Below are 11,093 nucleotides of genomic sequence, written 5' to 3' on the forward strand. Positions count from 1 at the left end.
CCCCCCCCCCCCCCCCCCCCGGACCAGGGGTGCCGGTCGGAGCGTCCCAGGCCGCGGCGGGCTCGGCGCCGCGGGCGGCCCAGGGCTGTTCCGCGGGCGTCGCGGTGCGGGCGGGGGCGCCGTGCCGCGGCCTCGCGACGGCGGCGAACGTCGTGGTGGCGAGGTACTGCTCGAACGGGACGTCGAAGGTCTCGTCGTGGGACCAGGCGGAGTCCCAGGCGGCGGCCACCTGCGGGGCGTCCCGCCGGCCCTCGTCGGGCAGCGGGGGCAGGTTCTGGCCGGAGTGGTGCAGCACCTGGTCGTGCACGGCGCCGAGCCAGCTCACGGCGAGCTCGAAGCGCATGGGCACGATGCTGTCGACGCCCAGCTGCCCGCCGAGGGCCGGGTGCGGGTTGAACGTGTAGACGTCCTCCTCGCCGAGGTGGATGCCGCGGCCGCGTGCCTCGCGGACCAGGTCGTCCATGAGGTAGGTCGCGCGGCCCTCCGGCGACTCCAGCTCGGCGTACATGTGGACGGCCGTCGTCCAGCGGAGCTCGAGCGTGCCCTCGACGGTGTCCAGGAACCACCATCCGTCCAGCGACTCGAGGAAGATGTCGCCGAAACAGGTCGCGAAGCGCGGAGTCTGCTCGCGAAGCCCCAGCCACCGCCACGAGGCGAGCCCGAACTCGAAGGCATCCTTCGGAAAAGTTCGGAGCAGCTTCATGTCCGAATGAAACCACTACCGGGTAAACGTCGGGAACCCCCCGGTGACATGTTTGTTACGGGGCGCCTCAGTAGGTTTGGCGCCTCACGCCAGGCCCGACCGGAAGGCGAAGACGACGAGCTGGGCGCGGTCCCGCGCGGAGAGCTTGATCATCGCGCGGGAGACGTGCGTGCGTGCGGTCGCCGGGCTCATCACGAGGTGCTCGGCGATCTCACCGTTGCTCATCCCCTGGGCGACGAGCCCGACGACCTCGCGCTCCCGGTCGGTCAGGTCGCCGATCCGCGGGTGCGGCTCGAGCGCACGCGGTGCCGCCGTCGTGAACTCCCGGATCAGCGTCCGTGTGGCCGACGGCGCCAGCAGCGCGCCGCCGTCGTGCACCGTGCGGATCGCGGCGAGCAGGTCGGCCGGCGGCGTGTTCTTCAGGAGGAACCCGCTCGCTCCCGCGCGCAGGCCGTCCACGACGTACTGGTCGTGCTCGAACGTGGTGAGCACCACGACCCGGGTGCCGGACAGCTCCGGGTCCGCGGCGATGCGACGCGTGGCCTCGACGCCGTCGATCCCCGGCATCCGCACGTCCATGAGCACGACGTCGGGCCGCAGCCGCCGGGCCTCGGCGACCGCGGCGAGGCCGTCCGCCGCCTCGCCGGCCACACGCATCGTCTCCTCGCCCGAGACGAGGGCACGCAGCCCCATCCGCACGAGGTCCTGGTCGTCCACCAGCAGCACGGAGATCATGTGTCACCCCCGGCGGGCAGCACCGCCCGCACCTCGAAGGAACCGTCGGCGGGCCCGGCGTCGAGCCGTCCGCCCAGGGACTCGGCACGGCGCCGCATCCCCGCGATGCCGAACCCCGCCACGTACGGGGCGCCGGGGGCGCGCCGGTTGCGCACCGCGAGCCGCACCCGCTCCGGCTCGTAGGCCACCTCGACCCGCGCGGCGGCCTCCGCCCCGTGTCGCACCACGTTCGTCAGCGCCTCCTGCAGCAGACGGTAGGCGGCGAGGTCGACGGCGGCGGGCAGGTGCCGCGGCGTGCCCGAGACCGTCAGGTCGACCGCGACCCCCGCCGACTCGACGCGCCGGACCAGGGTGGGGAGGTTGGCCATCCCCGCCGTCGGCGCGCGGGCCGGGCCGTCGGCGGAGCCCGGCCGGATCGTCGCGAGCGTCGTGCGCAGCTCGGTCAGCGCCTCGTTCGCCGCGCGGGAGATCGCCTCGAGCGCGGTCGTCGCGTCGTCGGGCCGACCCAGGTGCAGGGCGATGTCCGCCTGCATCTGGATCGCGGCGAGGCCGTGGCCCACCACGTCGTGCACCTCGTGCGCGAGCTGCAGGCGCTCGTCGTCCCGCGCCTGCTGTCGCTCCGCGGCGCGCTCCGCGGCCCGGGCCTCGAACCACACCCGCCGGGCCACGCCGACGCTGAACGGCACGGCCACGAAGGCGCTCGCGGGCAGGAGCGCGGCGGGCAGGCCGAGGCTGTCCGGGTGGACGACGACATGGGTCAGCAGCAGCGCGAACGCGGCCGCGGCGGACAGCAGGGCGGGCCGCAGGGGCCGCCGTCGGGCCAGGGAGTAGACCGCCACGGCGAGGCACAGCATGACGGGGCCGTACGGGTAGGAGAGGAGCAGGTAGGCGGTGGTGGCACCCACCACGACGGCCGCGGCGGCGACGGGGTACCGCGTGCGCGGCAGGGTGCCGAGCGCCGCCAGGGCGGCCAGCGCGTACGCGCCCGCGTCGACCGGACGGTCCGCGGCGGACGACGTGTCGAGGAACGGCAGCGTGCCGAGCACGAGGACGACCAGCACGCCCGTGACGCCGACGTCGGCCGGCCGCAGCCTCCCCACGCGCACACCCCCTGCTCGGTCGTCCTGCTCGGTCGTCCTGCTCGGTCGTCCTGCTCGGTCGTCCGGCTCGACACAGCCCACTGTGGCCGACGCCGCACCGACCGTCACCCCCTGCGTGCCGTAGACGGTCGTACGTCGTGGGACGTAGGTGCGGCCACCGACCGTCGCCCGGCGGCGCAGCCGGAGTGCCGCCGCACGGCCGATCCGCCGTCGGGCGCGCGCAGCGAACCTGGGACGACAGGCGCCGAACGGCGCCGCGCACAGCTCGAGGAAGGACTCTCATGGGAGGCACACGGACCGGAGCCAGGGCGCCGCTGCCGCCGCGGGTGCGCAAGGCGGTGCTCACGGTGCACATCGTGGCGGCGGGGGCCTGGATCGGCGTCGACGTGCTCGTCGCCGTCCTCGCGGCGGCCGGGCTCGGCAGCGGCTCGGCGGAGGTCCGCGGGCTCGCCCTGCGGGCCCTCGCGACCTTCGTGGTGACGCCGATGCTCGTCGCGGCGCTCGTGTGCCTGGGCTCGGGGCTGCTGCTCGGGCTCGCCACGAAGTGGGGTCTGCTGCGCTACTGGTGGGTCGCGGTCAAGCTGGTGACGAACGTCGTGCTGGCCACGCTGGTCCTCGTGCTGCTCCGGCCGGGGATGCCGGAGGTCGGCGCGGCCGGGGCGGCGATCGAGGCGGGCCGGACGCCCGCGGCGGACCTCTCGTTCCTCGCCTACCCACCGGCCGTGTCGCTCACGGCGCTCGTGGTGGCGACGGTGCTCTCGGTCCACAAGCCCTGGGGGCGCGTGCGTCCGCGGCGGGCCGGGATGTCGGAGGCTCGGACTACCGTCGCGGCATGACCATCGAGACACGCGACGCCCGCCCGGGCGAGTACGACGCCATCGGTGCGATCGTCGCGGCGGCGTTCGCCGCGGACGGGCAGCTCGACAGCCCGGGCTCCGCCTCCTACGGGACCGTCCTGCGCGACGTCGCCGGCCGCGCCGCGCACGCGCAGGTCGTCGCGGCGCTCGACGACGGCACGGTGGTCGGCGGCGTCACCTACGTGCCGGACGGCGGCCCCATGGCCGACCTCGCCCGCGACGGAGAGGCGGAGATCCGGATGCTCGGGGTCGCGCCCGACGCACAGGGGCGCGGCGCCGGGACCGCCCTGGTGCGGGAGTGCCTGGCGCGCGCGGCGGGACGGCCCGTGGTGCTGTCCACCAACGCCGTCGCGCACACGTCGCACCGGCTGTACGAGCGGCTGGGGTTCGTGCGTGAGCCGGCGAGGGACTGGATGCCGGTCCCCGACGTGACGCTGCTCTGCTACGTCCGTGACGCCGAGCTACGTCCGTGACGCCGAGGTCCGGTAACGCCGCGTCGGCCGGCGTAGCAGGCCGGACGTGATCGCGACGCCCAGGAGCAGCAGCGCGCCGCCGACGCCCTCGGCGGCGTTGGGCACCTCGCCGAGCACGAGCCACGCGCCCGTCATGCCGAAGACCGGCACGAGCATCGTGAACGGCACGACGGCGCTCGCCCGGTGCCGGGCCAGCAGCGTGTTCCAGATGCCGTAGCCCACCAGGCTCGCGAGCCACGCGGTGTACAGGGTCGACAGGATCGCGGGCGTGCTCAGGTGGGTGAGCGAGTACCCGACGGCCGCGGGGCCGTCGAGCGCGAGGGCCAGACCGAACATCGGCACCGGCACCACCAGCGCCGACCACACGGTCATCGACAGGCCTGCGAGCGGGCCCTGCGGGGCGCTCGCCGCCTGCTCCGGCGACCCCAGCCGGCGCACGATCACGTTGCCCGTCGCCCACGACGCCGCCGCGGCGATCGTGAGCAGGAAGGCGAGCCCCGGCGTCGCGGCGGACCGGCCGACGCCGACGACGAGCAGGCCCACCGCGCCGATCACGACGCCGACGAGCTGAGGCGTCGTCGGCCGTTCACGCAGCGCCACGCTCGCGAACAGCACGGTGAACACGACCTGCGCCTGGAGCACGAGCGACGCGAGGCCGGGCGGCATGCCGAGCCAGATGGCCGTGTACATGAGCCCGAACTGGCCCAGGCTGAGGAACAGCCCGACGACGAGGACGTCCTTGAGCGGTGCGGCCGGCCGGGGCACGAGGAAGATCGCGGGCAGGAGCACCACGACGAAGCGGACCGCCACGAACAGGGCGGGCGGCACGTCGGCGACGCCCGCGTCGATCGCGAGGAAGTTGGTGCCCCAGATGGCCATGACGAGCACGGCGAGGAGCGAGTGGCGCAGGGGCATGGGGTCATGGTGTGCCGGGGCGACCGTGCACGTCCATCGCGTATCGCTGGCCGAGCGTTCAGTCCGGCTGAACGGTCGCGCCGGGCCGGCGGCGGCCGCGCGTACGTACTTTCACGATCTTGTTCCACCAGGGGGTGAAAAGTAGCGTCGCCGCACTGACGTCACACGTTCGCGAAGGAGCGACCGATGCGTAGCACGAGACACCGCACCATCCGTACGGGCGCGACGGCGGCAGCCGCAGCCGCCCTCGTCCTGTCGGCCTCGCTCGTCGCGTCGGCCGCGGCGCCCCACGCCCGGGACGGCGCCGCGGCGGCGCCCGCGCAGGAGGCCGCGCTGACGTGGTCGGACGAGTTCGACGGGCCCGCGGGCAGCGCCCCGGACGCCGCCTACTGGAACCACGAGACCGGGGGCGGCGGCTGGGGCAACAACGAGCTGCAGGTCTACACCGACTCCCGCGACAACTCGGCGCTGGACGGCAACGGCAACCTCGTCATCACGGCCCGCTCGGACGGCAACGGCGGGTACACGTCCGCCCGCCTGACCACCCAGGGCAAGGTGCAGCCGAAGTTCGGCCGGCTCGAGGCGCGCATCAAGATCCCGCGCGGTCAGGGCATCTGGCCGGCGTTCTGGATGCTCGGCGGCCAGTTCCCCGGCACGCCGTGGCCGGACGCGGGCGAGATCGACATCATGGAGAACGTCGGGTACGAGCCACACATCGTGCACGGCACGCTGCACGGCCCCGGCTACTCCGGCGGCGCGGGCATCACCGGGTCGTACATGCACCCGCAGGGCTGGTCGTTCGCCGACGACTTCCACACCTTCGCGATCGACTGGCAGCCCGGCTCGATCACCTGGTCGGTCGACGGTGTGGCGTACCAGACGTTCACGCCGGCGAACACGAACGGCAACCCGTGGGTCTACGACCAGCCGTTCTTCTTCATCCTCAACGTCGCGGTCGGCGGCAGCTGGCCCGGCTACCCCGACGGGTCGACCCAGTTCCCCCAGCAGATGGTCGTCGACTACGTGCGCGTCTACGACTCGCAGCTCTGACGCCGGCACGGGCAGCAGCGGGGCGGTCCCGCCGTCGGTGGACGGCGGGACCGCCCCGCGGTGTCACGCGTCGTAGACTGGGGCGGGCGCTCCGCGCCCCGGAAATCTACCCCGCACGCAGAGGTTTACTCCATGACCGCGGCCGCGTCCCAGGCACCTTCCCGCCCGACCCCCGCCCCGACCCTGGACACGGTCCAGAACGCGGCGGCCACTCCCGACGAGGTGCAGCCGTACGGCGAGCTCGGCCTCAAGGAGGACGAGTACCAGCGCATCAAGGACATCCTGGGCCGCCGCCCGACCGCGGCCGAGCTCGCGATGTACTCGGTGATGTGGAGCGAGCACTGCTCCTACAAGTCGTCGAAGGTGCACCTGCGCACGTTCGGCGAGAAGGTCACCGACGAGATGAAGGAGCACCTCCTCGTCGGCATCGGTGAGAACGCGGGCGTCGTCGACATCGGCGACGGCTGGGCCGTGACCTTCAAGGTCGAGTCGCACAACCACCCCTCGTTCGTCGAGCCCTACCAGGGAGCGGCCACCGGCGTCGGCGGCATCGTCCGCGACATCATCTCGATGGGCGCGCGCCCTGTCGCCGTCATGGACCAGCTCCGGTTCGGGGCCGTCGACCACCCCGACACCGCGCGCGTCGTGCACGGCGTCGTCTCCGGTGTCGGCGGGTACGGGAACTCCCTCGGCCTGCCGAACATCGGCGGCGAGCTCGTCTTCGACGCCTCCTACCAGGGCAACCCGCTCGTGAACGCGCTCTGCCTCGGCGTGCTGCGGCACGAGGACATCCACCTCGCCAACGCGTCAGGGCTGGGCAACAAGGTCGTGCTGTTCGGCGCCCGCACGGGTGGCGACGGCATCGGCGGCGCCTCGATCCTCGCGTCCGAGACGTTCGAGGACGGCGTGCCCGCCAAGCGCCCGTCGGTGCAGGTGGGCGACCCCTTCATGGAGAAGGTGCTCATCGAGTGCTGCCTCGAGCTGTTCCGGGCCGAGGTCGTCGAGGGCATCCAGGACCTGGGGGCCGCCGGCATCTCGTGCGCCACGTCCGAGCTCGCCTCCAACGGCGACGGCGGCATGCACGTGGACCTCGACGACGTGCTGCTGCGCGACCCCACGCTCAACGCCGGCGAGATCCTCATGTCGGAGTCGCAGGAGCGCATGATGGCGGTCGTCCGGCCCGAGAAGCTCGACGAGTTCCTCGCGATCACCGCCCGGTGGGAGGTCGAGACCGCCGTCATCGGCGAGGTCAACGACTCCGGCCGGCTCACGATCGACCACCACGGACAGCGCATCGTCGACGTGGACCCGAAGACGGTCGCGCACGAGGGCCCGGTGTACGAGCGCCCCTACGCGCGCCCCGCGTGGCAGGACGGCCTCCAGGCCGACAGCACGACGGCCGCCGGCCTCGCCCGCCCGGCCACGGGCGACGAGCTGCGCGAGACGGCGCTGCGCCTCCTCGGCTCCCCGAACCTCGCCTCCAAGGCGTGGGTCACCGACCAGTACGACCGCTTCGTCCAGGGCAACACGGCGCTCGCCCAGCCCGACGACAGCGGCGTCGTCCGCGTCGACGAGTCCACCGGCCTCGGCGTCGCGCTCGCCACGGACGCGAACGGCCGCTACGGCAAGCTCGACCCGCGCGCGGGCGCGGCGCTCGCGCTGGCGGAGGCGTACCGGAACGTCGCGACGGCGGGCGCTCGCCCGCTGGCCGTGACGGACTGCCTCAACTTCGGCTCGCCCGAGCACCCCGACTCGATGTGGCAGCTCGTCGAGGCGATCGAGGGCCTCGCCGACGCGTGCCAGGAGCTGGGCGTCCCGGTCACCGGCGGCAACGTCTCGCTCTACAACGGCACGGGCGAGCCCGGCCAGATCGACTCGTCGATCCACCCCACCCCCGTGGTGGGCGTGCTCGGCGTGATCGACGACGTGCGCACGGCGCTCGCCTCCGGCTGGCGGTCCGAAGGCCTCTCGCTGCTCCTGCTCGGCACCACGCGGGACGAGCTCGACGGCTCGGCGTGGTCCGACGTCGTGCACCAGCACCTCGGCGGCCTGCCGCCGCGCGTCGACCTGGCTGCGGAGAAGGCGCTGGCCACGGCGCTGGTCGAGGCCCGGAAGACCGGCCTGGCGGCCGCGGCGCACGACCTCTCGGAGGGCGGTCTCGTGCAGGCGCTGCTCGAGGCGTCCCTGCGGTTCGGTGTCGGCGCGACGGTGGCGCTCGAGGGCGTGACCGGCCGCGACAAGGTGGACCCGTTCGTCGCGCTGTTCTCGGAGTCGACGGGCCGCGTGGTCGTCGCCGTGGACCCCGAGCACGAGGGCGAGCTGACGCACCTCGCCGAGGAGGCCGGCGTCCCGGTGCTCCGCCTCGGCACGACGGGCGGCGACGCCCTGGTGGTCGAGGGCCAGTTCGAGATCCCGCTCGCGGAGGCCCGCGCGGTCCACGAGGGCACGCTGCCGTCGATCTTCGGCTGACGCACGCGCCGTCCTGCTGCGGCGCCCGGCGGCAGCTGCCGCCGAGACCCGCCGTCTGCGCGGTGAGATCTGGTGTTCGCGGTGAGATCTGGTAGCGCACCACCAGATCTCACCGCGAACGCCAGATTTCAGCGGGAGCCCGCGGGAGTACGCGCAAGCCCGCGGGAACACGGCGCGGGCGGGTGATAGCTGACCGCTCCGTCCTGCGGGGGGCGGCCGCGCCGGTAGGGTCCGGTGCGTGCGTTTTGTCCGTGGTCTCGTCTCGTTCGTGCTCTGGCTCGTCACGATCCCGCTGCTGGTGATCGCCGTCGCGCGCGCCCTGCCGTTCGACAACGTGCCACCCCTCCCGCTGCTCGTGCCGTTCACGCCCTGGGCCGCGCTCGTGGCGCTGCCGCTGCTGGTGATCGCGCTGTTCTCCCGACGCCCGGCGCTCGCCGTCGTGCTCGCGGTGTCGCTGGCCGGGTTCGTGGCCTGGACGGCGCCCTTCTTCGTGCCGGACGCCGAGACGGCGGCGGCCCCCGCCGACCCGGACGACGCCGGGACCGTGCGCGTCATGACCCTCAACGCCCACGCGGGCGGCGCCGACGCCCGGGCGGTGGTCGACCTCGTCGAGTCCGAGCACGTCGAGGTGCTCGCGGTCCAGGAGCTGACGCACGACCTCGCGGACCAGCTCGCCGCGGCGGGCCTCGACGACCTGCTCCCGCACAGCGTGACCGCCCCGGCTGCGAGCGGCCCCGGCGGAACCGGGCTGTGGTCCGTCTCGGCGATGACGAAGCCCGGCCGGCTGGACGGGTCGAGCTTCGCCATGCCGTCGGCCGTGGTCGACGTCGGCGGGACGCCGGTGCGGTTCACGGCGGTGCACGCCTACCCGCCCCTGCCCGCGCGGACGGCGACGTGGCGCACGGAGCTCGTCGAGCTCACCGACCGGGTGCGCCGCGACAGCGCGCCGCAGATCCTGGCCGGCGACTTCAACGCGACCTACGACCACGCGACGTTCCGCGACCTGCTCGGGTCCCGGTTCGTCGACGCGACGCGCGAGTGGGGCGCCGGGCCGGTCGTCACCTGGCCGGAGGGGCGCCGCGTGCCCCCGCTGCTCGCGCTCGACCACGTCGTGGTGGAGCGCGACATGACGGTGTCCGACGTCGTGCCCCGGCAGGTTCCCGGGACGGACCACCGGGCGCTGCTGGCCACCGTCGTCGTCGACGCGGACGCGTAGCACAGCGACACCGCGCGGTCCGGGCGGAACCGGCTTATGTTCGCAGTTGTGCCGACCCGTCAGCTGCGCCTCGCGCCCTCTGCCCCCGACGACGTGACGAGCGCCCTCGCGACGCTCCGCGCCGAGATCGGGCTGCCCGCGATGTTCCCGCAGGACGTGCTCGAGGAGGCGCGGGCCGCGGCCGCACAGGACTTCGCGGCGGGCCGGGCGGACCGCCGCGACATCGAGTTCGTGACCATCGACCCGCCGGGGTCGAAGGACCTCGACCAGGCGGTGCACGTCGCGCAGTCCGGCGAGGGCTACGTGGTGCACTACGCGATCGCGGACGTCGGGGCGTTCGTCGCGCCGGGCGGCGCCCTCGACGCCGAGGTGCGCCGGCGCGGGGTGACGGTCTACGGCCCCGACGCCCGCACGCCCCTGCACCCGAAGATCCTCTCCGAGGGCGCCGCGAGCCTGCTGCCGGGCGAGGACCGCCCGGCCGTGCTGTGGACGGTGACGCTCAACGCGCGCGGCATCATCACCGGCGCCGACCTCGAGCGCGCCCTGGTGCGCAGCCGCGAGCGGCTCACGTACGCCGAGGTGCAGTCCGGGCTCGACGCGGGCACGGCGAGCGAATCGCTCCAGCTGCTGGCCGACGTCGGGCGCCTGCGCCAGTCGCTCGAGGTGGCGCGCGGCGGTGTCTCGCTCGAGGTGCCGGAGCAGGAGGTCGAGCGGCGCGAGGACGGCACGTACGCGCTGTCGTTCCGGCGCACCCTGCCGGTCGAGGAGTGGAACGCGCAGATCTCCCTGCTCACGGGCATCGCCGCGGCCCACCTCATGCGCGAGGCGGGCGTCGGCCTGCTGCGCACGCTGCCGGAGGCCGACCCGCGCGACGTGGCCCGCCTGCGGCGCACCGCCCGCGCCCTGGGCATCGAGTGGCCGGACACCCTGCCGTACGCACGGCTGCTCCCCACGCTCGTGTCCCGGGTCCCCGAGCACGCTGCGTTCCTCAACGAGGCGACGACGCTGTTCCGCGGGGCCGGGTACGTCGCGTTCGGTATGCCGGGGCCGGACGGCGCGGTCGTCCCGCCGCCCGAGGACACCCGGCACGCGGCGATCGCCGCCGACTACGCCCACGTCACCGCGCCGCTGCGGCGGCTCGTCGACCGCTACGCGACGGAGATCTGCCTCGCCGTCGCCGCGGGCACCCCTGTGCCCGCGTGGGTGCTGGAGGCCATGCCCGACCTGCCCGGCGTGATGGCGGAGACCGGGCGGCGCGCCGCGTCCTTCGAGCGCGAGTGCATCGACATCGTCGAGGCGTCCCTGCTCGGCGACCGCGTGGGCGAGGAGTTCGACGCCGTCGTCGTCGACGTCGAGGAGGAGGACGGCCGCGACCCGCAGCGCGGCCAGGTCGTGCTGCGCGACCCCGCCGTCCGGGCGCGCGTCTCGGGGCCGCGGCTACCGCTGGGCGAGGAGGTGCGGGTCCGGCTGACCGAGGCCGACGTCGCCGAGCGGCGCGTGCGCTTCACGGTGCCGGGCGCTCCGCCGCGGGGCGGCGAGACACCGGGCACCGGGGGCGCACCCGAGGGGCGGAGC

At 74.4% G+C, this 11,093-nt stretch carries 10 protein-coding genes; 6 read left to right on the forward strand and 4 right to left on the reverse strand.

Annotated features, from left to right (window positions below):
• From HLB15_RS19680 to HLB15_RS19690, 3 genes are all read right to left on the reverse strand, one after another.
• Nucleotides 1–703 (reverse strand): T6SS immunity protein Tdi1 domain-containing protein (locus tag HLB15_RS19680; protein WP_171107828.1); only part of this gene is annotated, 703 nt, incomplete at its 3' end.
• Nucleotides 704–787: 84 nt separating this feature from the next.
• The gene (locus HLB15_RS19685; protein ID WP_171107830.1) at nucleotides 788–1,438 is read right to left on the reverse strand and encodes a response regulator transcription factor; all 651 of its coding nucleotides are present in this window, start codon (nucleotides 1,436–1,438) and stop codon (nucleotides 788–790) included.
• Nucleotides 1,435–2,538, reverse strand: a complete 1,104-nt coding sequence (locus tag HLB15_RS19690; RefSeq protein ID WP_171107831.1) for a sensor histidine kinase — start codon at nucleotides 2,536–2,538, stop codon at nucleotides 1,435–1,437. The genes HLB15_RS19685 and HLB15_RS19690 overlap by 4 nt, the downstream gene beginning before the upstream one ends.
• 281 nt (nucleotides 2,539–2,819) lie before the next feature.
• Between HLB15_RS19690 and HLB15_RS19695 the strand changes: the two genes are divergently transcribed.
• Both HLB15_RS19695 and HLB15_RS19700 read left to right on the forward strand, forming a co-directional pair.
• Nucleotides 2,820–3,374 carry a hypothetical protein gene (locus HLB15_RS19695; RefSeq protein WP_171107833.1) on the forward strand — a complete coding sequence of 185 codons (555 nt, stop codon included), beginning with the start codon at nucleotides 2,820–2,822 and terminating at the stop codon, nucleotides 3,372–3,374.
• Nucleotides 3,371–3,868, forward strand: a complete 498-nt coding sequence (locus HLB15_RS19700) for a GNAT family N-acetyltransferase (protein ID WP_171107835.1) — start codon at nucleotides 3,371–3,373, stop codon at nucleotides 3,866–3,868. The genes HLB15_RS19695 and HLB15_RS19700 overlap by 4 nt, the downstream gene beginning before the upstream one ends.
• Here the strand turns inward: HLB15_RS19700 and HLB15_RS19705 are convergent.
• Nucleotides 3,857–4,783, reverse strand: a complete 927-nt coding sequence (locus HLB15_RS19705) for an EamA family transporter (protein ID WP_171107837.1) — start codon at nucleotides 4,781–4,783, stop codon at nucleotides 3,857–3,859. The two genes, HLB15_RS19700 and HLB15_RS19705, sit on opposite strands and share 12 nt — an antisense overlap.
• A 186-nt stretch (nucleotides 4,784–4,969) precedes the next feature.
• Between HLB15_RS19705 and HLB15_RS19710 the strand changes: the two genes are divergently transcribed.
• From HLB15_RS19710 to HLB15_RS19725, 4 genes are all read left to right on the forward strand, one after another.
• A complete protein-coding gene (locus HLB15_RS19710) occupies nucleotides 4,970–5,833 on the forward strand; it encodes a glycoside hydrolase family 16 protein (protein ID WP_171107839.1) in 864 nt (287 codons plus the stop codon).
• Between the two features lie 132 nt (nucleotides 5,834–5,965).
• On the forward strand, nucleotides 5,966–8,302 hold the full coding sequence (gene purL / locus HLB15_RS19715; protein ID WP_171107841.1) for a phosphoribosylformylglycinamidine synthase subunit PurL: 2,337 nt from the start codon (nucleotides 5,966–5,968) through the stop codon (nucleotides 8,300–8,302).
• A gap of 238 nt (nucleotides 8,303–8,540) precedes the next feature.
• Nucleotides 8,541–9,518, forward strand: a complete 978-nt coding sequence (locus HLB15_RS19720; RefSeq protein ID WP_171107843.1) for an endonuclease/exonuclease/phosphatase family protein — start codon at nucleotides 8,541–8,543, stop codon at nucleotides 9,516–9,518.
• 48 nt (nucleotides 9,519–9,566) lie between these two features.
• Nucleotides 9,567–11,093: RNB domain-containing ribonuclease (locus HLB15_RS19725; RefSeq protein WP_171107844.1), on the forward strand; the 1,527-nt coding region annotated here is incomplete at its 3' end.

Source organism: Promicromonospora citrea, from assembly GCF_013004695.1.
Classification (GTDB): Bacteria; Actinomycetota; Actinomycetes; order Actinomycetales; family Cellulomonadaceae; genus Promicromonospora; species Promicromonospora citrea.